The following is a 22,112-nucleotide window of genomic DNA, read 5'->3' on the forward strand; positions in this document are numbered from 1 at the left end:
CGGGGAATCTCTATTTTGCCACGGGTCTTGCTTTTTCAGCATGTAGGCTGTCATACGAGCTTAAAGGGATAGGTTTAACGTTAAAGGGAAAAAGTAAAAAAATTCCTCATCAATGCCATGGTAGGGAGGATGATGGCGGACAATATTCAAATGGAGACGATTAACGATGGCAAAGGTTTGGTTAATTACCGGAAGCTCACGCGGATTCGGCCGCGAGCTTACGAAGGCAGTGCTTGCAAACGGTGATAAAGTCGTAGCTACCGCACGAAGACTTGATCAACTGGCGTTCCTTGTGTCTGAATACGGAGAGCAGGTTAGAACCTTTTCGCTGGATGTGACCGATCGAGATGCAGCCCGGTCAGCGGTTCAGTTAGCCGTTGACGCGTTTGGTTCGTTAGATATTGTTGTGAATAACGCGGGGTATGCCAATAGCGCCCCAATCGAGGAAATGTCGGATGAAGATTTCCGGGCGCAAATGGAAACGAATTTGTTTGGCGTCGTAAATGTAACAAAGGCGGCTTTGCCGGTATTTCGTAAACAGCGCAGCGGCTTTTTTATTCAATTTTCTTCAATTGGCGGCCGCGTCGGAGGGACGCCGGGAATGGGGGCCTACCAAACGGCAAAGTATGCGGTGGAGGGTTTCTCGGAAGTCTTGAACAACGAGGTAAAGCCGTTCGGTGTAAAGGTCACCATCATTGAGCCAGGAGCATTCCGTACCGATTGGCAAGGTTCCTCGATGATCAGGGCGCGGGTGGGACCAGAATATGAGCTGACGGTTGGAGCCATTAACAAAATGCGGGAAGAAACCGATGGCAATCAACCCGGCGATCCGGCTCGAGCGGCTCAGGCGATCATCAATCTCGCGAACGAAGAACAACCGCCGCTTCGCTTGATCCTTGGGGCGGTTGCATTAGAAAGCGCGTTGAAGTCGTCCAAGGAACGCACGGCTGAGGCTGAGAAATGGGCGGATGTCAGCAGATCGGCTGATTTTCCGGTCGAGTAAAGTCCCAGATTAACGGGACGACCATTCATAAAGAGCGACTTTGCTCAAGCCATGGAAAAGTAAAATCGATAAAGCGTTGCAAGTTCATGCGAGGATTAAACCAAACGATCGCTTTCCGGCATCTTGAATGCCGGAAAGCGATCGTTTTTGGTGTTCGTTAATGGCCGGTGACGATCGTCTGCCTGGTCGCAGTACCGGTCTGAAGGTTATGTATAGGCAAATCTTTGGCATCTGCCAAGATAGAAGACGGTGGACCTACGTCGCGCAAGCGCCCGGATTCGGGCGCTTCGATCATGCGGTTCCTTGCGTCGGAAGGAGGCCGCCTTAGCGTTTTTGGACGTTTTTGCCGCCTCTTTTGGCGTTCTGTCCGCCTTCGTTCGCGTACGTGCCGATGTTGCGGTTGATTTGCGCGTTGCCGCTCGCCCGCTGGTACACCGTGATGTGCTTGTTGACGGCGATGAAGTAGACCGAGATATGCTTGCCTTCGCGTTTTACCCGTTTCTTGACCATTCGCCATAACCTCCATGCCCGGACTTCGTACAGCATATGAGCGACGGTCGGACTTGCTTATGCCGATGCTCCGTTCCCGGCAAGATGGGTGCCAAGGCGAGGCGAACGGCGGGGGAGGGCATCCGGTGCGTGCTTTTCGGCCGAATGGGGTAAGTAGTCCTCAAAACCTGAAAAGGAGCACGAGCCATGCGTCTATCCGACCGAATCTCCTCCTGGCGGCATGTCGCGATGACGGCGCTCGTCATCGCGTCGAGCCTGGAATTCGCGCTTGCCCATACCTCGTACCATCTCGGCGTAAAGATCGTCAAAGTCGCCGCCGCGGCCGTTCTCGCTTGGGCGTTTTACTTGGATCAGCGGATCGTGTACGCCAACTGGCAGATGCGGTTATCGCGCAAGATGCTGCTTCGCGCGGCGCTGCTGCTGCTCGCGCTGCTCGGCTTTCAGGCGACGGAGGCGCTGATCGCGATGCTTGTCCGAGAAACGGGCCGGTACGGGCCGGATGCCGCCCAAGAGCTGGAAACCGCGCTGCAGATGACGGCTTATCCGCTGCTGACCGCCGCGCTATGCTTGGGCACCGACGGCTACGCGCCGTGGCTGAGACGGCATTCGAAGCATTTGACGATGCTGCTCTATTTGTACGTCTGGATCTGGTTCGGTTCGTATTACTACTACATGGCGGACCGGACGATGGGGGACGATTTCGTCTTCTCCGAGCAGGCCGAAATTCAAACGACGCTTCGCGGCATTTACGCCGACGAACGGTACGACGACGCGGACGAATACCGGCTGAAGGAGATTCTGGAGAAGGGCCAATACAAGAAGGACTACTTGGAGCTGGACGCGGACGCTTACCTGACGCTTGACGAGACGGGCGCCGATTGGGGCGGCATTTATGAGAATCAGTTCGCGAGGGAAGGCTATGCCTACTATACGTTCCGGAAGGCGGCCGAGCCGCTCGTTATCTCGACCGACAGGCTCGATTTCGACGATTTGCCGGCGTGGCGGACGGAGCTCGGAAAGCGCTACACGGAGGTCGACGTCGCGCTGTATAAGGGCGACGGGACGGCGGACGGGACGGAGCATGGGGTCCGCTTTGCCGAGGAAGAAGGGGACTCCGCGAGCGCCGCGGACGGCGGGCAGGCCAAGACGTTGAAGCTGTATTTCGCGGAGGGCGATTACGAGCGCTATATGCAAATCTTCGCGCACGCCAAACAAGACCGCCGGCTGGGCGATCTCATCGCCGCCTCGCATACGCTGCCGGACGGGAAGTTTCTCGAGCTCTACGTCGGCATGAACGGCTACACGAACTATCGCGTCGAGGACTTCTGGTATTTCAGCGCGATTACGATCACGACGCTCGGCTTCGGCGACATCACGCCGAATTCCGGTCCCGTCAAGGTCGGGGTCATGATCGAAACGCTGCTCGGCGTGCTGCTTGTCGGCATCTACGTGTCGCTGGTCAGCCGCAAGAAGCGGGAATCCGATTGAACAAGCTATTCAGAACAGCAGGGAAATCGCGACGTTCGCGCTGTCCTGCAGCGTTTGGCGGTCCGGCGCCGTCTTGGCCAGCACGTACAGGCCGCTGCGCACGGTCACGAGGAAGCGGGAGAGCTCCCGGAGGGAATGCTTGCCGCGAAGTTTGTTCTGCGCTTGCGCCTGCAGCAGGAACGTATAGAAACGCGACTCGATGTCGACGGAGTAAGCTTCGATGCGGCTCGAGATCGCCGGATCGACGGCGCCGAGCTCCATGGCCGTATTGGCGACGAAGCAGCCTCTGCGCGAGCCGTTGTTCATGGCGGAGTCGATGACGGCGTCGAAATAGCGGACCAGCATCTCTTTCGGCTCGCCGGGGCCTTCGAGCATCTTGAACCGGGCGCTGGCATTCTGCCTGAACCGGTCGAGGCAGGTCAGGAACAGCTGATTCTTGTCGCCGAACGTATCGTACAGGCTGCCCCGGTGGACGCCCGTGTGCTCGACGAGATCCTGGATGGACGTCCGTTCGTAGCCTTGGCTCCAAAAGAGCTCCATCGCCTTGTCGAGCGCGAGCTCCTGATCGAATTCCCTGGGACGCGGCATGAAGAAAACCTCCTTTTCGTCCAGTATAGCGATTGAAGAACGAACAGTCAACAATATGGCCAGGCTGGATCGAGGACGAGAGCTGTAAATTGCAGGGAATTGCGGAGGTTTCCGTGGCGGTTATCGCGGAGAGGGGAAGGAATAAACCCAAAATACCTGACTGATCGTTCTTATATGTAAATTTTCGGCCTATTGACTTGGCACGGACGATGGGCTATGATCGCTATGTCTTTAGTAATTCAGTAAATCAGTAGATATGATTACGCGATCCTGCGACGAATAGGAGCCCCGCCATGAAAATTCCGACGACCTTAAAGCATAAACCCGTCATCGTCTCCGAAAACTACGAGCACATCGACGGCCGCTACGCCAATCATTCCGACGCGAAAGGACTGTCGCTCGGCCTCGCGCAGTGGAACGACCGCGGGAAGCTCGACATCTCGGCGAAAGTATGGCGCTACACCGGGGAGAAATGGTCCCGCCAATCCGAGGAGCTGCCGCTGCACCGCGTGCTCGACCTCGCGATTCTCGTCAGCCGCAGCCTGCTGCATTTCCGCGAAGCGTACCGCTATAAGGAGCTGTACGACACGGCCGATCCCGTCATCGACCGGGTCGGCTTGCAGGGGGACGCGATGACGATCTCCGTCGCCACGGACAACGAGAAGATTCTTGAAGACCTGAAGCTGTTCAGCCAGGCGCTCAGCGACGACGACGAACTGATCGGCGAGCGGCTGCGCGCGCTGTCCCGCATGCTGAAGGAGCTCGGGTATTAAACGGGGACGTAGGGCGGCGCAAACGACGTACGGCGAATCGCGTGCCGCCCGCGAGGCGCGAAGCGCGAAGCTAGACCGACTGCGCGATGAACATCCCGGATTTCGGCCGGACGGCCGGGACCCGGGATATTTGCGTTGGGAGGCCCGTACCCGCCATCTTGAATGCCCCCGCCCCCTTCCTAGATTTTTCTCCTATGCAAACGGTCGATTACCGGATAAAATAGGGGCAAAAACGCTTTCATAAAGGGTGCGCGCATGAAAAAGCTGCTGTTGGTTACGGTATTCGCGGGCAGTCTGGCCGCGCTGGCGGTAACGTTGTATTTGATGCTGACGGTCGACCGTGCCGGTCTCGACGCGTCCGTCGGCACGCCCGGCGCCGCGGACGAGGCGTCGGAACGGATCGTCGTCATCTCGCAGGAGCAGGGCAGCTACGTCATGAACGAGTTGCAGAAGGGGGCGCGCGAAGCCGCCGCCATCCACGGCATGCTGATCGACTTCTCCGGCGCGTACCGTTCCAACGTCGAGGAGCTCCTGAAGCAGATCGATATTGCAATCGCTTCCAAAGTAGACGGCATCATCGTCGAGGGCGTCGACCGGCCGGACTTCGCGCGCATGGTGAACAAAGCGACCGAGAAGGGGATTCCCGTCATCACGATCAATTCCGACGCGCCGGGCAGCCTGCGCAAGACGTACATCGGCTCCGACCATTACCGGGAAGGCCTCCTCATGGGACGTCGCCTCGCGGAGGCGCTTGGCGGCGAGGGCATCGTCGGCGTCGTCGCGAACGCGGACGGCTCGGATACCGATCAGCTGCGGCTGCGGGGGCTGCGCGAGGCGCTGCGGGCGCATCCGGACGTCCGGCTCGTCTTCGCCGCCGGGGACGCGGCCAAGCTGCAGGCCGGGATGCAGACGGACGACATGCTGAACCGCTATCCCGGCGTCGATGCGTTCGTCGGACTGCCGGCCGATTCCGCCAAGAGCATCGTCGACGCGGCCGATTCGCGCTCCAAGCGCAGCCCGCGCCGGGTGTTCATGTTCGACGACTCGCCGCAGACCGAGGAGCTGATCCGCTCCGGGGCCGTGCAGGCGGGCCTGTCGCAGCATTACGAAGATATGGGGAAGATGAGCGTCGACCTGCTGCAGCGCTGGCTGGACAGCGACCGGCTGCCGCTGTCGGCGAGCTATTTTACGCCGATCAGCGTGGTGACGGCCGCCGAGGCGAAGGAGGCCGCGCCGTGAAGACGATCCGCAACAAAATGATGATGCTGTCGCTGATCATCTGGATCATCATGGCGTTCATCTGGATCTCCATGAGCATCTTCAATCAGCGCACGGTCGAGAAGTACAACGGCATCCTGCAGCGCTACCTGCTGATGAACCAGGCGTCCGAGCTGAGCCGGCAGGCGCTGACCTCGCTGAACGAGTACCGGATTTCGCCGACCGAGGACCGGCTGCGCCGCTACGTCGCGGACAACAATCAGCTGCTCCGCACGAAGCTGGACATGCGCGCGCTGCGCAACGCGAACAACGGGATGCTGCTCGATAACTTCCAAAATATGGTCGAAAGCCAATCGGAAGCGATGGATCTCGCCGTCCGCTTCCAGCGGGAGCACGACGAGGAAGCCGTCTCGGCGCAGTTCGACGAAGCCTCGAACATCTCCGCTTACATCGCCGAGACGACGCTGACGCTGATCAGCGGCGAACAGCGGACGTACGACGCGTTTTACCGGCAGATCATCCGGCGCAGCGACGAGATCAAGACGCTGGGCTTCTGGGCGCTGGCGTTCGTCTCCGTGCTGCTGCTGCTGTTCTCGTACCGGTTCGTGAGCGGCGTCACGCGGCCGATCCTGAAGCTGACGCAGTCGGCGCGCGAGCTGTCGCGGGGCAATTTCCAAAATCCGATCGTCGTGCACCAGAACGACGACATGGCGTTCCTGGCCAAAACGCTCGACAGCATGCGGCTGAACATCGGCAGCCTGTTCGACGAGATTCAGAGCAAGGCGCAGCTGGAATACGACCTGCACAAGCACAAGCTCATGCTGAAGGAAAGCGAGCTGAAGAGCCTGCAGAGCCAAATCAACCCGCATTTTCTGTTCAACACGCTCAATATGCTGTCCAAGGAGGCGTATCTGGCGGGCGCCGGCAAGACGAGCGAGCTGATCAGCTCCGTCGCCGGCATGCTGCGGTACAACCTCCGCCGGATGGACAGCCGGGTGACGCTGCGGGAGGAGATCGACGTGCTGGAGGAATATTTGGCGATTCAGCAGGCGCGCTTCGGCGACCGGGTCCGCGTCGTCCGCGAGATCGACGAGGCGGCGCTGGACGTCGAGGTGCCGATCCTGATTTTGCAGCCGCTCGTCGAAAACGCGTTTATCTACGCGATCGAGCCGTCCGAGGACGGCGGAACGCTGACGCTGCGCGTGCGGGGCGAGGCCGGGCGGGTCATCGTCGAGGTGCGGGACGACGGGCCGGGCATGGCGCCGGAGAAGCTGGGCGGCCTGCTGGCCGACCCGGATCCGGCCGAGCGGCGGGGACACGCCACCGGCATCGGGCTGCGCAACGTGCTCGACCGGCTGCAGCTGTTCTTCGGCGCGGAGAACCTGCTCGCGATCGATTCCGCCATCGGAGCGGGCACGCGCATTACGTTGACATTGCCAAGGGAGGCGAGCGCATGATAACGCTGTTGATCGTGGACGACGAACCGATCGAACGAACGGCTTTGCAGCGGATGATCGAGGAAGGCTTCGACGACGTCGAGATCGTGGGCCAAGCGGCGAACGGGCGCGAGGCGATCGAGCTCGCGGCGCGGCTGAAGCCGGACGTGATCACGATGGATATCAAAATGCCCGGCATCGGCGGGCTGCAGGCGATCGAGCGGATCCGGGAGACCGACAAGGACGCGGCGTTCATCGTCGTGACGGCGTACGACACGTTCGAATTCGCGCAGCAGGCTCTGCGCATGGGCGTGCGGGATTACCTGCTGAAGCCGAGCAAGACGGCGGTCGTGCTGGAGACGATCGGCAAGGTCGCGGGCGACGTCAAGGCGTCGCGCCGCGAGCGGGAGAGCCGCACGCGCGACAAGGAACGGCTGCGCCGGATGCTGCCCGTCGTGGAAGCGGACATCGTCTCGCAGCTGCTGTTCGACTACGCGCCGTCGGTTCATCTGAACGAGCTGATCGCGCTGCTCGGGGAGCCGGAGATCGGCGAAGGCTTCGTCCTGAACGTGCTCCTGCTCGAGGGAAGCGCCGGCGATGACGCGCCGGCGGAGCAGGAGGAGCTGCAGGGGCGCCTCGCGGAGCTGCTGGAGGCGTCCGGCGTGCCGGGCTGGATCGGCAGGCTGTCGGGCAAGCAGCTGCCGGTCGTCGCGTTCAAGACGCCGGGCGCGTCATACCGGCAGACCGCGGTCGGACTCGGCCGGCGGTTGGTCCAGGCGCTGCGGCGCGGAGGCGGGCCGGAGCCGTTCATCGGCATCGGCGGGCCGAGCGCGGGCTTGAACGAGCTGCGCCGGTCGTACCACGAGGCGCTGCTCGCCGCCGTGGATCCGTCGCTGCCCGCGCGCTTCTGCCTGTACGAGGACTTGGCGCGGCTTGACGCGCCGTCCCCCGGCGACCGGATGCCGGAGCTGGAGAAGGCGGTCCTCGAAGACGTGCGCCGCGGCGGCTGGGAAGCCGCGACGGCCGGCGCCTGGCGGCTCGTCGACCTGCACGAGAGCTCCGGCCAGCCGCTCGGGATCGCGCAGCAGCGGATCTTCGAGGTGCTCGTCATCGTCGCCCGGATGCTGGAGGAGATGGGCTACGAGGTCGGCAAGCCGTACTATTCCCGCCTGGCGTCGAGCTTCGTGCAGCTGAAGGCGGAAACCGGCGCGCTGCTCGGCCGGATGGCCGAGGCGACGGCGCTGGCCGCCGGCGAGCCGGAGCCGGGCCTCGTGGCTTCGATGAAGAAGTTCATCAAGGACCACGCGAGCGAGGACCTGTCGCTGGAGCGGGTCGCGGCCGCGGTGGACCGAAACCCGTTTTACGTCAGCAAGCTGTTCAAGTCGCAATTCGGCATGAACTACATCGATTATTTGACGGAATGCCGGATGGAAGCGGCGAAGCAGCTGATGCGCGAAACGGATAAGAGCTTGAAAGAGATCACGTACGACGTCGGCTATCGCGACCCGAATTATTTCAGCCGGGCGTTCAAGAAGATCGTCGGCCATTCCCCGACGGATTATCGGAAGACGCTGCTCCGCCCCGCGGACCGAAACCGATGAAGCCCGGACGGCCGAGAGGAGAGAATACATGAGGCGGCGCACCGGGAAACGCGGTACAGGGGGAATCGTATGCACGGTCGGCGCGATAGCCGCCTTGCTGGGAGTGCTGTCCGCCTGCTCGGCGGGCGGCACGAACGGCACGGCCGCGGGACCGGCGGACAACGCGGGCGGACAGCGCGCGCCGGCGGACGTACAGCCGGCGAAGAAGCTGGTCGTCGGCTTGTCGCTCGACACGCTGCTCGAGGAGCGCTGGAAGAAGGACCGCGACCTGTTCAAGGCCGCGGTCGAGAAGCTCGGCGCCGAGGTCGACGTCCAGGCGGCGAACGGCGACGACGCCAAGCAGATCGCGCAGGCGGAGAACATGATTTCGCGGCATGTCGACGTGCTCGTCGTCGTGCCGCACGACGCGGAGGCGTCGGCGGCCATCGTGGCGAAGGCGCATCGCGCGGGCATCCAGGTCATCTCGTACGATCGCCTCATCCTGAACGCGGACGTCGACTTATACATCTCGTTCGACAACGAGAAGGTCGGCGCGCTGGCGGCGCAGGCGATCGTGGCGCGGGCGCCGCGCGGCAACTTCGTCCTGATCGAAGGGGCCGATACCGACAACAACGCGCATATGTTCAAACGCGGGCAGATGAGCGTGCTGCAGCCGCTCGTCGACCGCGGCGACATTCAGATCGTCTACGACCGGTTCACGAAGGAATGGAAGCCGGCGGAGGCGCTCGCGAACATGCGCGCCGCGCTCCGGGCGAACGGCGGCGCGGTCGACGCCGTCCTCGCGGCCAACGACGGCACGGCGGGCGGCGTCGTGTCCGCCTTGGCGGAGCGGGGGCTGGCGGGGAAGATTCCCGTCTCCGGCATGGACGCGGAGCTGGCGGCCGCGCAGCGGATCGTGGAAGGCACGCAGACGATGACCGTGTACAAACCGATCCGCAAGCTGGCCGAGACCGCGGCCGAACTCGCCGTCCGGATGGCCAAAGGCGAGCAGGTGAGCACGGACCGGACCGTCTTCAACAAGAAAATCGACGTCCCCGCCATCCTGCTGGAGCCGATCGCGGTGAACCGGTCCAATATCGACGCGACGATCATCGCGGACGGCTTCCACAGCCGGGAGGACGTATACCGTCGCGCGAAGGCGGCGGCGTCCGGGCCGTGACGCCCCATGGATAGAGGCTTTATTGGACCGTTTTTCATTTGCCTGTAAGTCATCCTGAGGCCGTTTGGCTGCCGTCTTGTACGCATTCCGGAACCATATGAACGTCATCGCATTCGCAAGTCAAACGGCGCTTCCGCTATTCGCGGAGGCGCCGTTTTTTTGCTGCTTGCCGGATATCGAACTTCGGTCGCGCACGCAACCAATCCGCTCGCCGGATCCGGCATCCGGCGCTCGCGTTCCTTGCGAATTCCCGTTCGCCGTCTTCGCGCTTACGGACGAGCCCACGCCAAAATAGTATAGACGGTCCAAAAAAAGTGCTAGCAGTAAGCGCTTCCCGGCCCTGCCGCCAATGCTATAGTTGCACCTGTAAGCGCTTCAGACTTTGCGAATCGAGAGGGGTATCGGGAAATGGGAAAAGGATTGAAACGGATTTCGCTGCTGCTGGTCGTCATGATCTTGGCGGTCGCGGTCGCGGCATGCGGCAAGAACGGAAGCGGCAAAGTGAGCGTCGGCATCGTGCTGCCGACGAAAGACGAGTCGCGTTGGGTCCAAGACGAGCAGCGTTTCAAAGACGCGCTGGACGGTACGAAATATTCGACGGAAATTTTATTCAGCCAAGGTTCTTCCGCGAAAGAGAAAGAAAACGTGGAAACGCTGATCAACAAAGGCATTCAAGTGCTGATCATCTGCCCGCAGGACGGCGATGCGGCCGCGGCCGCCGTCGAATCGGCGAAGAAAGCCGGCGTCAAGGTCATCTCCTACGACCGTCTGATTACCAATACGGACGCGGTCGATTACTACGTCACCTTCGACAGCGTGGCCGTCGGCAAAGCGCAAGCGCAGTATTTGGTCGACAACGCGAAAGGAAGCGGCGAACCGCTCTACTTGTACGCCGGTTCCGCCTCCGATAACAACGCGTTCTTGTTCTTTCAAGGTTCTTGGTCCGTCCTGCAGCCGAAAATCGCCGACGGCACGTTCAAGATCGCCAATTCCAGCGAAGCGGCCGCGCTGCAGGACAAAGCCGAGCTGTCCCGCGCCGAGATGAGTAAAATCATCGGCCAAGTGACCACGAACTGGGATGCCAACGAAGCCAAAAACAAAGCGCAGACGCATTTGACCGCAGCCGCCGCCGATATGAAAGGCGACGTTGCGATACTGGCGCCGAACGACGATACCGCGCGTTCGATCGCGGACGTCTTCGCATCGGATAAAGCCGTGACCAGCTTCGTGGTGACAGGCCAGGACGCCGTAAAGGCGTCGATTCAATACGTCATCGACGGCAAACAGTCCATGACGGTATTCAAGGACGTGCGCAGCCTCGTCAAGGACGCGATGGGCATGGCGGTCTCCATTCTCGACGGCGGCACGCCGGAAACGACGGGCTCGTACAACAACGGCAAGATCGACGTCAAAGCGAAGCAGACCGAAGTCATCGTCGTCGACAAGTCGAACGTGAAAGAAAAGCTGATCGACTCCGGCTATTACGAAGCCGGCGATTTCACCGGCCTGTAACCGGCCGCGAGGCACGGGGAAGGCGGCGGCGGAGCGATCCGCCGCCGCCTTCCGGCATGCAGGACTGGTCCCGTAAGGAGCGATGAAACATGGGCGGCACGATATTGGAAATGAAAGACATCTCCAAGACGTTCACGGGCGTCAAGGCGCTCTCGAACGTGAATTTCAAGGTCGAGCAAGGCGAGATCCACTGCCTGATCGGCGAGAACGGCGCGGGCAAGTCCACGCTGATGAAGGTGCTGAGCGGGGTTTATCCGCACGGCGCGTACCAGGGCGACATCGTCTTCGAAGGAAGCGTGCAGCGCTTCGCCAAGATCGGCGACAGCGTCAAGGCGGGCATCGCCATCATCTATCAGGAGCTGGCGCTGTTTCCGGATTTGACGGTGTACGAGAACATTTTCGCCGGCAACGAAATCAAGCAGGGCGCCTTCGTCGACTGGAACCGGACGATCGCGCGGGCGAAGGACATGCTGCGGAAGGTCAAGCTGAACGTGAATCCCGAAACGCAAATCAAGGAGCTCGGCGTCGGCAAGCAGCAGCTCGTGGAAATCGCCAAAGCGCTTAGCAAGGACGTGAAGCTGCTGATTCTCGACGAGCCGACGGCGGCGCTGAACGAGGACGACAGCGAGAACCTGCTGACGCTGCTGCGCGAGCTGAAGGCGCAGGGCATGACGTGCATCATGATCTCGCACAAGCTGAAGGAGGTCATCGCGATCGCGGACAAGGCGACCGTGCTGCGCGACGGCCGGACGATCTGCACGCTCGACGCCGCCAAGGGCGAAATCAGCGAAAGCGTCATCATCCGAAACATGGTCGGCCGCGAGATCGACGACATCTACCCGAAGCGGCCGCACAAAAGCTTCGGCGGCAACGTGCTCGAGGTCCGCGACTGGACCGCGTACGATCCGAGGCTCGGCAGGGCCGTCGTCAAGAACGTCGACCTGCACGTGAAGAAGGGCGAAATCGTCGGCATTGCCGGCTTGATGGGCTCCGGACGGACGGAACTGGCGCTCAGCCTGTTCGGCAATCCGAAGTCGTATAAATTGCAGGGCGAGCTGCTGATGGAAGGGAAGCCGCGCGCCTTCAAGCATCCGCGAGACGCCATCAAGGCGGGCATCGCCTACGTGACCGAGGACCGCAAGGGCGACGGGCTGTTCCTCATCCAGGACATCAAAAGCAACCTCTCGGCGGCGAATCTCGGGGCGGTGGCGGCGCGCGGCATCATCAACGCCAACGAGGAAGTGCAGATCGCGAACGGCTACAAGCGGTCGATGAACATCAAGGCGCCGTCCGTGGAGCAGCTCGTCGGGAACCTGAGCGGCGGCAACCAGCAGAAGGTATCGCTCGGCAAATGGCTGTTCGTCGGGCCGAAGCTGCTTATCCTGGACGAACCGACGCGCGGCATCGACGTCGGCGCCAAATTCGAAATTTACACGATCATGAACAAGCTGATCGGCGAAGGCATGAGCATCATCATGATTTCCTCCGAGCTGGGCGAGGTGCTCGGCATGAGCGACCGGATCTACGTCATGGCGGAGGGCCGCATGAAGGGCGAGCTGTCCGCCTCGGAAGCCGATCAGGAGAAAATCATGCATTTCGCGACGCAATAGGAGGAAGGCAGAATGAATTTCATGAAGGAAGCAAGGTCGCTCGTGCGGGTCAACATCCGCGAGTACGGGATGTACATCGCCTTATTCGTCATCATGCTGACGTTCTCGATTTTGACGGACGGCCTGTTCATGTCGTCCCGCAACATCAGCAACCTGCTGGACGCGACCGGCTATATCGCCGTCCTGGCCGTCGGCATGACGCTCGTCATCGTGATCCGTCACATCGACTTGTCGGTCGGCTTCGCGGCCGGATTCATGGGGGCCATCGCCGCGATCTTCCTGACGCAGCTCGGCGTGCCGGTCTACCTGACGATCCCGATCATTCTCTTCATGGGCGTCGTCATCGGCATGTTTAACGGGTTCCTGGTCGCGCAGATCGGCATCCCTTCGTTCGTCGCTTCGCTCGCGGGCATGCTCATCTTCCGGGGCGCGCTGCTGCGCGTGACGGAGGACACCGGCACGATCATCGTCAAGGACGAAGGCTTCAACGCGATCGGCAACGGGTTCATTCCGGCGATCGCCAAGGTCGGCGGACTGAATCTGCTCTCCTTGATTCTCGGCGCCGCCGTCATCGTGCTGTTCCTGTACGGCGAGGCCGCGAAGCGGCGCAACAAGCTGAGGTACAATTTCGAGGTCATCTCGAACCGGATGTTCGCGCTGAAGCTCGTGTTCGTCTCCGCGATCATCGCGTACATCACGTACATCATCGCCGGCTACAACGGGTTCTCCTGGACGGTCATCATCATGGTGCTGATCGTGGCCGTGTATCATTTCCTGACGACGCAAACGGTGCTGGGACGGCGCATTTACGCCGTCGGCAGCAATCCGGAAGCGGCGCATCTGAGCGGCATCAGCGTCAAGAAGATCACCTACGTCGTATTCGGCTCGATGGGCATGCTGTCCGCGCTGTCCGGCATTCTGTTCACGGCGCGGCTGCAGTCCGCGACGACGACGGCGGGGACGCTGTTCGAGCTTGACGCCATCGCGGCGGCTTACGTCGGCGGCGTGTCCGCGGCGGGCGGCGTCGGCAAGGTGACGGGCTCCATCATCGGCGCGATCGTCATGGCGTCGCTCTCGAGCGGCATGAACCTGCTCGGCGTCGGCATTTCGTACCAATACATGATCCGCGGCGCCGTGCTGGCGATCGCCGTCATCTTCGACGTCATGACCCGAAAGAAGAGAGCATAGACGCATTCCCAGGAAACCGGCGGCCGCCGGAAAGACGGCCGCCGGTTTTTTTTGCGTTATTCGGGCGATGAAGGACAAATTCGGTCATGACACCCGGGCGGCGATATGGTACCATGAAATCGACTTTTTTCGTGCTATGCCTACACTATTCGTCATGAGGAGCTGGCTATGGGGTCTTCGCTCACGATGTTCATCTCGCTTATCGCGACCTCGGGCGTGTTCACCGTGTTTTTATGCGTGTACGCGTACTTGAAGCGCGCGGAAATGCCCGGCGCGCGTACCTTCATGCTCTATACGGGCGCGCAGGCGATTTATATTTTCTCCGTCGCGTTCGAGATGGCGGCCCGCTCGCTCGGGGAAGTGATGGGCTGGACGGCCGTCCAGTACGTCGGCATGGCGCCCGCGCCCGCGCTCGGGCTGATCGTCGTGCTGGAATACATCGGCAAGGCCGTGCCCCGCCGGCTCTCGGCCGCGCTGTTCGTCATTCCGGCCATCTCCGTCGTCATGGTGGCGACGAACGGCTTCCACCATCTGTTTTATAAATCGGTAGCGTTTTACCCCGGCGATCCGATGCCGGTGACGGAGATCGCCATCGGGCCGTTTTATATCCTGCACGGCATCTTCACGTTCGGCTCCATGCTGGCCGGCGTCGTGCTCTTGCTGCGCCGCTGGCGGCATACGAAGAAGGCGTACCGCATTCAGCTGGCGACGCTGATCGTCGGGCAGTTCATGCCGATGGCCGGCGCGTTCGCGTATCTCGTCGGCCTCATTCCGTACGGCGCCGATCCCGTGCCGCTCATCCTGTGCGTCACGTCCGCCATGTACATCTGGGCGATTCTGTCCACGCGGATGTTGACGATCGTGCCGATCGCGAAGGAGAGCATCTTCGAAAGCATGGGCGACGGGGTCATCGTGCTGGACAACGCCGCGCGGCTCATCGATTTCAACGGCGCCGCGCGGCGCATGCTCCCGGGGCTCGGCCCCGCGATGATCGGCCTGACGCTGGACGAAGCGTGGAACGTCCTGAGCGGCGCGGATTTCCCGGCCGCCCGGCTCGCGGACGGCCTGCAGGAGGAGGTGATGTGGCGGGCGACGGGCGGGGAACCGTTCTACTACCAGATCCGGTCGTCGGTCGTGCGCGGCCGCGTCGGCGGCGCGATCGGCAGCCTGCTCATGCTGATCGACGTCACGGAACAGCGGCGGCTGCAGGATCAGCTGCAGCAGCTGGCCTACCACGACGGCTTGACCAAGCTGCTGAACCGGACGGCGTTCATTCACCGGGCGAAGGAGCGGTTGGCCGCGGCGAAGGCGAACGGCGCGTCGGCGTCGATCGTGCTGTTCGACATCGACCACTTCAAGCGCATCAACGATACGTACGGCCACGAGACGGGCGATTGCGCCATCCGGCACGTCGCCGCCGTCGTCAAGCGGCAGCTCGGGGCGGACGCGCTGTTCGCCCGCTACGGCGGCGAAGAGTTCGTGCTGTGCCTGCCGGCTTCGCCGCTGGCGGAAGCGGCCGAGACCGCGGAGCGGATCCGCGCCGCGCTGGCCGCCGAACCGCTGCGCGCGGACGGCTTGGCGATCGCCGTTACCGCCAGCTTCGGCGCGGCGGAAGCGCGTCCGGCGGGCGAGCCGCTGCAGGCGCTGCTCAAGCAAGCGGACCTGGCGTTGTACGAGGCCAAGCGTGCGGGCCGCAACCGCGTGCGGCTGCACGAGCCGGCCGCCGCGCTGAACGCATGAGGAAGACATCGGACCGATCGGGGGCGATGTCTTTTTTGTTCGTCCGACGACGTTTGGCGCGCAGGCGCGGCGATCGACGAATCGCGGTTCGGAATTGGTAAGCTTGGGAATCGGCGGGTATAATGGTACATATGAAAGACCGTCGCATCGCACAGGCATATCGTGTCAGGAAGCAAACCAATTCCGAAGGAGTCGTGGATGGCATGAAGGATACGATCGGAAAAGCGATCTCGCTGGGCCTCGGCCTGGCGCTCGCCGGCAAGGAGCAGGTGGAGAAAACGTTCGACGAGCTCGTGAAGAAAGGCGAAATCGGCAAAGCGGAATCCAAGGCGCTCGTCGAGGAGCTGCTGGTGAAGGGCGAGGAGCTGCGCCGGCAGGTGGAGACGATGGCGCGCGAACGCGTGCAGGCGATCTTGGGCGAGCGGGAAGGCAAGTACGCCACCAAAGCGGACATCGCGAGAATCGAGATCCGCCTGGACGCGCTGGAGCGGGAGCGGCAGAACCCTACCGAGCCGTGAAGGGAGGCTTCCGATGAGCGCGGCTAAACGGCTGCGGCAATTGCAGCGCTACCGGACGATCGCCTCGGCATTTGCGCGCAGCGGACTGGGCTATGTGTCGCACGAGATGGGCCTGACCGACAAAATCATGTTTTTCCGGAGCGAGGAACAGAAGGAGCTGCTGGCCAAGAGCGTCGGGGAACGCATCCGGCTGCTGCTGGAGGAACTCGGCCCCACGTTCGTGAAGCTCGGGCAAATCGCGAGCACGCGGCCCGACCTCATCCCGGCCGACGTCGTGGCGGAGCTGGAGCGGCTGCAGGACAGCGTGCCTCCCGTCCCGTTCGCGGACATCGCCAAAATCATCGAGGAGGAGCTCGGCGCGCCGGTCGACCGGCTGTTCCGCGCCTTCTCCCAGGAGCCCCTGGCCGCGGCTTCGATCGGGCAGGTGTACGAGGCGCGCCTCCCGGACGGCACGCGGGTCGCCATCAAGGTACAGCGTCCGGGCGTACAGAAGGTCATCGACACGGACCTCGACATCCTGGCGGACTTGGCCCGGCTGGCCGAAGGCGCGCTGGAATGGGCCCGCAATTACCGGCTGGGCGAGATCGTCGACGAGCTGGGACACACGCTGCGCCGGGAGCTGGATTACAACCTCGAGGCGCGCAACGCCGAGCGCTTCCTGGCCCAAGGCCAGCCGAACGTCCAAGTGCCGGAGGTATATTGGGACTACAGCTCGAAGCGCGTGCTGACGATGGCGTTCGTCGAAGGCATCAAGCTGTCCGACCGCGGCCAGCTGGAACGCGCGGGACTGGACGCAAGCCAGCTGGCGGACCGGTTCGCGACGACGATCCTGCACCAGGTGCTCGTCGCCGGGCTTTACCACGGCGATCCGCATCCCGGCAACGTGCTCGCCTTGCCCGACGGCCGTCTCGCGCTGCTCGACTTCGGCATGGTCGGAAGGCTCAATCCCGGGATGAAGAGGGAGTTCGTCTCGTTCGTCATCGCCATGCGGAACCAAAGCTCGAAGGGCGTCATCCGGGCGATCTCCAACATGGGCGTCATCCCGGATGACGCGGACCTCGACGCGCTCGGCGCCGACGTGGACGAGCTGCGGGAGAAGTACTACAAGGTACCGCTTAACCGGATCGGCTTCGGCGAGATCGTGAGCGACCTGTTCTCGCTGTCGTTCCGGCACAGGATCCGCATTCCGTCGGAGCTGACGCTGCTCGGCAAGTCGCTGCTGACGATGGAGGGCGTCGTTACGGCGCTCGACCCGAATTTCAGCGTGTTCGACGTGGCGGAGCCGTTCGGCAAGCGGCTCTTCCTGGAGCGGATCGATCCCCGGAACATCTTCAAGGGCTGGCTGGAGGACATTCCGGATCTCTTCGATCTGCTCGGCGAAGTGCCGCTCAGCCTGAAGCAGCTGTCCCGCATCATCCGGCAGGGCAAGCTGCGCGTCGAGGTCGTCTCCCCGCAGGCGGACCTGCTCGCGAAGAAGCTCGACCGGATCAGCAACCGGCTGTCGTTCAGCATCGTGCTGCTGTCGCTCAGCATTCTGATGGTCGGCTTGATCATCGGCTCCGCGCTGACCCATACGCAAGCGCTGATCTGGCGGATCCCGATCATCGACATCGGGTTCATCGCCGCGCTGTTCATGTTCCTCTGGCTGATCTTCGCGATTTTCCGTTCGGGCCGCTTTTGAAGCGAGCGGCTTACAGGACTTTATCCGCTTATGCGACAAGCCCCGAACCCGGTTCGGGGCTTTTTCGATCATTTGCTCGGGAGGCGCGGGGGCCCGAGCGCGCTTGCCGGCCGCAGCGCAGAGACCGCCCGAGAATCAAACGATCGGACTCGGAAAGGAGCTATACGATGAAACAAGCAGGAAAGAGGAGGGAACGCGACTGGATACGCACGCCATAATTACGGCGCTGACCCGGGCGCCGGGCCGCAAGGCGTTGTTTCATTTTACGCGGGCGGACAATCTGCCGGCGATCGCGCACGCCGACGCGCTCCGCTCCGGCCTGTCCATCACCGGGGACGAGTCCGGGACGCGCCGGCCGTCGCCCGTCGCGACGCTCGAGAACGGCCGGGCGGTAATCGTCAACGCGCATCTGCGCATACCTCCGGCGATGATGGCGCCGGGCTGGACCGTCGAAGCGTTCCGGGCTTGCCTGGACCGGCATGTGTTCTTCTGGCCGACGCGGCGGGACTGCCTCGCGATGCTGGAGACGTACGCGCGGCGGGAGCCGGACGAACGGTTCGCCGTGCTGGAGCTGGATGCCGCTTCGCTCCTCGCGGCTAACCAGGACGCGGCGAAGCTGTCCAAATACGATTCCGGCAGCTCGCCCCGCTTCCCGAAGCGCTGCGGCTACCTGAAGAGCCCGGCGATGCTGCTGCCGCTGGCCGCGTTCGGCGCGCCGTCGGACGCGCCGGTGCCCGCGAAGCCGTCCGAGGTAAAGGAAGTGCTGGTGGAAGGCGCCGTGCGCCAGGTGAGCCTTTACCTCAGACGGCTGTACGTCGCGAACGCGGCCGACGCGCCGGACCGCTGGTCGGGCCTCGCCGCTCCGCTGGGCGAGTTCGCCGCGGACGCGCCGGGCCACCGGCCATGAGCCCCTTCCGACTCTATGACGGCATCGCCATGTCAGCTAGATTGCCGTTTCGGCGCGCGACCCCTTCATGAAAACGCCGCCGGCGACGAACCTCCGCCCAGAGCTTTGAATAGGATATACCCTATTCGAAGCTCTTTTTCGCGTTCCGGGAGAGCTTGCGAATACAATCGGTTCGGTCGAACCGTTCACATACATCCCCGTCACGCGGACATCCGCAGTTCATCAGATGAAGGAGAGAAAGACATGAGCAGAACGATGAAGCCCGTCCTGCTGCTGCTGGCCGCCCTGCTGCTCGTCATGACCGCGGCCTGCGGCCAAAATTCGGGCAAAGGCAAGGACGCATTGACGACGGTGAAATTCTCCGAAGTCATCCGGTCCATCTTTTACGCGCCGCACTACGTGGCGATGTCGCAGGGCTTTTTCGAGAAGCAGGGCCTGAACGTCGACATGAATACCGCGCAGGGCTCCGACAAAGGCGCGGCGGCGCTGATCGCCGGCACGGCGGACATTTCGCTCGTCGGTCCGGAAACGACGATTTACATTTACAACCAGAAGGGCGAGAAGACGCTCAAGGCGTTCCATCAGCTGACCGCGAAGGACGGCTCGTTCCTGCTGTCCCGGGAGAAGCTCGACGGCTTCTCGTGGAGCGACCTGGCCGGCAAAACGGTCATCGGCTGGCGTCCCGGCAGCTCGCCGCAGATGGTGCTGAACTCCGTGCTGCTGAAGGAAAAGGTGGAAGGCGTCAACGTCGTCACGAACATCGCCTCGACCGCGATGGCGGGCGCGTTCACGAGCGGCCAGGGCGATTATATCCAAGTGTTCGAGCCGGTCGCTTCGACGCTCGTGAAGGAAGGCAAGGCATACTTGGTCGCGTCGCTCGGCGATTTCGGGGATTACCCGGAGACGTCGTACGTGGCGACGTCGGACTACATCAAGGCGCATCCGGACATCATCCAAAAGTTCACGGCGGCGGTGGCCGAAGGTGCGAAGTGGCTGAACACCGCGACGGACGACGACATCGTGAAGGCGCTGAAGCCGTTCTTTGACGGCACGCCGGACGATCTCATCCTGGAGTCGGTCAACCGCTACAAGGCGCAGGGCACGTGGCCGACCGAGCCGGTGCTGACGCAGGCGCAGTTCGATATCCTGCAGAACGTCCTCGTGGAGAACGGCGTGCTGAAGGCGGAAGACAAAATAACGAACATGGACGACGTCGTCGACATGAGCTTCGTGCAAAAGCTCGGAAAGACGGATTGAGCCATGAAAGAGGAGGGGGAGCGGCATGCGGGAAACGCATGAGGAGCACATCCGGCTGAGCGGCGTCGGGCTGAGCTATTTCACGCCGAGGGAAGAGACCGAGGCGCTGCGCGGCATCGAGCTCTCGATCGGCAAGGGCGAATTCATCAGCATCGTGGGGCCGAGCGGCTGCGGCAAAAGCACGCTGCTCTCCCTCATCTCCGGCATGCTGAAGCCGACGCGGGGGAAGGTCGCGATCGACGGCGCCGAAGTGACGGGGCCGTCGGCCAAGGTCGGCTACATGCTGCAGCACGACCATTTGTTCGAATGGCGCGACGTGCTCGGCAACGTCACCGTCGGGGCCGAGATCCGGCGGATCGAGAAGGCGGCCGCGCGGCGGAAGGGGCAGGAGCTGCTGGAGCGGTACGGGCTCGGCGACTTCGTCCGCCATGCGCCGGTTCAATTGAGCGGCGGCATGCGCCAGCGGGTGGCGCTGATCCGGACGCTCGTGGCGGAGCCGGATATTTTGCTGCTGGACGAACCGTTCTCGGCGCTCGACTACCAGACCCGGCTGACGCTGTCGGAGGAAGTGTTCCGCATCATCAAGGATCAGGGCAAGACGGCGGTGCTCGTCACGCACGACCTGTCGGAAGCCATCAGCATGGCGGACCGGGTCATGGTCATGTCCAAGCGGCCGAGCACGATCTCGGCGGTTCACGACATAGATTTGGGCGAAGGCGCGGATTCGTCGCCGTGGAGCAAGCGGCAGGCGGCGAAGTACCACGACTATTTCAATGCGATCTGGAAGGAGCTCGAGGACCATGCCGTCTCCGCTGTATGAACGCTATCTCCGCATCCAGAAGCGCCGGCAGCGGCTGATCTGGCTCGTCCGTCTCGCGCTGCTTGTCGTCTTCCTGGCGGTCTGGGAGCTCGCGGCCCGCGCGGGCTGGGTCGATTCCATGCTCACGAGCAGCCCGTCCCAGATGTGGACGTCGTTCCGCGGGCAGGTCTCGGAGGGGACCGTATTCCATCATCTGCTCGTCACGACGCGGGAGACGCTCGTCGGCATCGTCGTCTCCATGCTCGTCGGCATGGTCGTCGCGACGCTGTTCTGGTGGTCGTCGTTCGCCTCCAAGGTGCTCGATCCGTACATGGTCGTCCTGAACGCGCTGCCCAAGGTGGCGCTCGGCCCGATCTTCTTCATCTGGCTGGGCGACCGGTATTCGGTGTACGGCATGGCGGTCGCGATCTCGATCGTCGTGACGATCATCATGATCGAGAACGGCTTCAAGGACATCAGCCGGACGAAGCTGAAGCTGATGGAATCGTTCGGCGCGACCAAGGCGCAGATGCTCGGCATGGTGCTGCTGCCGGCGAGCGTGCCGCATTTCATCGCGACGCTGAAGGTGAACGTCGGGCTCACGCTCGTCGGCGTCATCATGGGCGAGTTTCTGTCGTCGAAGGCCGGGCTCGGGTACTTGATCATCTACGGCGGCCAGGTCTTCCAGATGAACCTCGTCATGGTGAGCATCGCCATGCTGGCGCTGCTGTCGGTCGTGCTCTACGGGCTGGTGAACGTGCTCGAGCGCTATGCGCGCAAGAGATACCATCACGAGCCGTGACGCCCGGCTATCGCGGATGGAACGGAACGGAAAGCGCGACCGCACGAAACAGCCGCATCGGGATCCCGCGGGGACGATGCGGCTGTTCGATGTTTTTTCCGCAGCCGGTCGCCGATCGGATTGGATGGGGGAACGGTCGAATGCGTAAAGCGAGGACGGTATCGTGCGGTTGCGGCTCTGTCCCGGACGAATCCGCGCAAACCTGACCTTCGCGGACATCGGGACCGGCTTCCGCCGCGTGACGGAGGAAAAATCCGCATGCGGCCGGAAGGGAACCGCGGCGCCGGCTCGAAGCGGGCCGGACGCCGAACGGATAGGCGTC

General features: G+C 62.6%; 19 protein-coding genes. 17 read left to right on the forward strand and 2 right to left on the reverse strand.

The genetic code is table 11. From position 1 onward, the window contains the following. The first annotated feature begins 166 nt into the window (after positions 1-166). Positions 167-1,003, forward strand: coding sequence for an oxidoreductase (locus BMZ79_RS01430; RefSeq protein ID WP_090635920.1), 837 nt, complete (start codon positions 167-169; stop codon positions 1,001-1,003). Positions 1,004-1,327: 324 nt separating this feature from the next. Here the strand turns inward: BMZ79_RS01430 and BMZ79_RS01435 are convergent, their stop codons facing one another. Then, positions 1,328-1,513 carry a hypothetical protein gene (locus BMZ79_RS01435; protein WP_090635922.1) on the reverse strand — a complete coding sequence of 62 codons (186 nt, stop codon included), beginning with the start codon at positions 1,511-1,513 and terminating at the stop codon, positions 1,328-1,330. A 186-nt stretch (positions 1,514-1,699) separates the two neighbouring features. Between BMZ79_RS01435 and BMZ79_RS01440 the strand changes: the two genes are divergently transcribed. Beyond that, positions 1,700-3,001 carry a potassium channel family protein gene (locus BMZ79_RS01440; protein ID WP_090635924.1) on the forward strand — a complete coding sequence of 434 codons (1,302 nt, stop codon included), beginning with the start codon at positions 1,700-1,702 and terminating at the stop codon, positions 2,999-3,001. Positions 3,002-3,010: 9 nt separating this feature from the next. On the opposite strand, the gene BMZ79_RS01445 is transcribed toward BMZ79_RS01440, so the two are convergent. Continuing rightward, complete coding sequence (locus tag BMZ79_RS01445) at positions 3,011-3,589, reverse strand: TetR/AcrR family transcriptional regulator (protein WP_090635926.1); 579 nt, start codon at positions 3,587-3,589, stop codon at positions 3,011-3,013. Positions 3,590-3,882: 293 nt separating this feature from the next. Between BMZ79_RS01445 and BMZ79_RS01450 the strand changes: the two genes are divergently transcribed. From BMZ79_RS01450 to BMZ79_RS01525, 15 genes are all read left to right on the forward strand, one after another. Further along, on the forward strand, positions 3,883-4,362 hold the full coding sequence (locus BMZ79_RS01450) for a DUF6530 family protein (RefSeq protein ID WP_090635928.1): 480 nt from the start codon (positions 3,883-3,885) through the stop codon (positions 4,360-4,362). 255 nt (positions 4,363-4,617) lie between these two features. Then, positions 4,618-5,601, forward strand: a complete 984-nt coding sequence (locus BMZ79_RS01455; RefSeq protein WP_090635929.1) for a sugar ABC transporter substrate-binding protein — start codon at positions 4,618-4,620, stop codon at positions 5,599-5,601. Beyond that, the gene (locus BMZ79_RS01460) at positions 5,598-7,037 is read left to right on the forward strand and encodes a sensor histidine kinase (RefSeq protein ID WP_090635930.1); all 1,440 of its coding nucleotides are present in this window, start codon (positions 5,598-5,600) and stop codon (positions 7,035-7,037) included. Before BMZ79_RS01455 ends, BMZ79_RS01460 begins: the two co-directional genes overlap by 4 nt. Then, positions 7,034-8,617: a response regulator gene (locus BMZ79_RS01465; RefSeq protein ID WP_090635932.1), complete on the forward strand. Its 1,584-nt coding sequence runs from the start codon at positions 7,034-7,036 to the stop codon at positions 8,615-8,617. Before BMZ79_RS01460 ends, BMZ79_RS01465 begins: the two co-directional genes overlap by 4 nt. Before the next feature lie 28 nt (positions 8,618-8,645). Next, on the forward strand, positions 8,646-9,776 hold the full coding sequence (gene xylF, locus BMZ79_RS01470) for a D-xylose ABC transporter substrate-binding protein (RefSeq protein WP_090635933.1): 1,131 nt from the start codon (positions 8,646-8,648) through the stop codon (positions 9,774-9,776). A gap of 408 nt (positions 9,777-10,184) precedes the next feature. After that, positions 10,185-11,288 (forward strand): sugar ABC transporter substrate-binding protein, encoded by a 1,104-nt coding sequence (locus tag BMZ79_RS01480; RefSeq protein WP_090635937.1) that lies wholly within the window; start codon positions 10,185-10,187, stop codon positions 11,286-11,288. 89 nt (positions 11,289-11,377) lie between these two features. After that, entirely contained in the window at positions 11,378-12,898 is a 1,521-nt protein-coding gene (locus BMZ79_RS01485; protein ID WP_090635939.1) for a sugar ABC transporter ATP-binding protein, read from the forward strand. 12 nt (positions 12,899-12,910) lie between these two features. Next, complete coding sequence (locus BMZ79_RS01490) at positions 12,911-14,086, forward strand: sugar ABC transporter permease (RefSeq protein WP_090635941.1); 1,176 nt, start codon at positions 12,911-12,913, stop codon at positions 14,084-14,086. A 168-nt stretch (positions 14,087-14,254) separates the two neighbouring features. Then, positions 14,255-15,826, forward strand: coding sequence for a histidine kinase N-terminal 7TM domain-containing diguanylate cyclase (locus BMZ79_RS01495; protein WP_090635943.1), 1,572 nt, complete (start codon positions 14,255-14,257; stop codon positions 15,824-15,826). A 203-nt stretch (positions 15,827-16,029) separates the two neighbouring features. Continuing rightward, the gene (locus tag BMZ79_RS01500) at positions 16,030-16,344 is read left to right on the forward strand and encodes a phasin family protein (RefSeq protein ID WP_090635944.1); all 315 of its coding nucleotides are present in this window, start codon (positions 16,030-16,032) and stop codon (positions 16,342-16,344) included. Between the two features lie 13 nt (positions 16,345-16,357). Further along, complete coding sequence (locus tag BMZ79_RS01505; protein WP_090635946.1) at positions 16,358-18,025, forward strand: ABC1 kinase family protein; 1,668 nt, start codon at positions 16,358-16,360, stop codon at positions 18,023-18,025. Between the two features lie 253 nt (positions 18,026-18,278). After that, positions 18,279-18,932 carry a DUF7002 family protein gene (locus BMZ79_RS01510; protein ID WP_143088861.1) on the forward strand — a complete coding sequence of 218 codons (654 nt, stop codon included), beginning with the start codon at positions 18,279-18,281 and terminating at the stop codon, positions 18,930-18,932. A 243-nt stretch (positions 18,933-19,175) separates the two neighbouring features. After that, positions 19,176-20,189 (forward strand): ABC transporter substrate-binding protein, encoded by a 1,014-nt coding sequence (locus BMZ79_RS01515; RefSeq protein ID WP_256252502.1) that lies wholly within the window; start codon positions 19,176-19,178, stop codon positions 20,187-20,189. Between the two features lie 25 nt (positions 20,190-20,214). Then, positions 20,215-21,009 (forward strand): ABC transporter ATP-binding protein, encoded by a 795-nt coding sequence (locus BMZ79_RS01520; RefSeq protein WP_090635949.1) that lies wholly within the window; start codon positions 20,215-20,217, stop codon positions 21,007-21,009. Then, the gene (locus BMZ79_RS01525) at positions 20,990-21,790 is read left to right on the forward strand and encodes an ABC transporter permease (protein WP_256252503.1); all 801 of its coding nucleotides are present in this window, start codon (positions 20,990-20,992) and stop codon (positions 21,788-21,790) included. The genes BMZ79_RS01520 and BMZ79_RS01525 overlap by 20 nt, the downstream gene beginning before the upstream one ends. The last annotated feature ends 322 nt before the right edge of the window (positions 21,791-22,112 follow it).

This window comes from Paenibacillus sp. UNC496MF (assembly GCF_900113915.1).
Classification (GTDB): domain Bacteria; phylum Bacillota; class Bacilli; order Paenibacillales; family Paenibacillaceae; genus Paenibacillus_Z; species Paenibacillus_Z artemisiicola.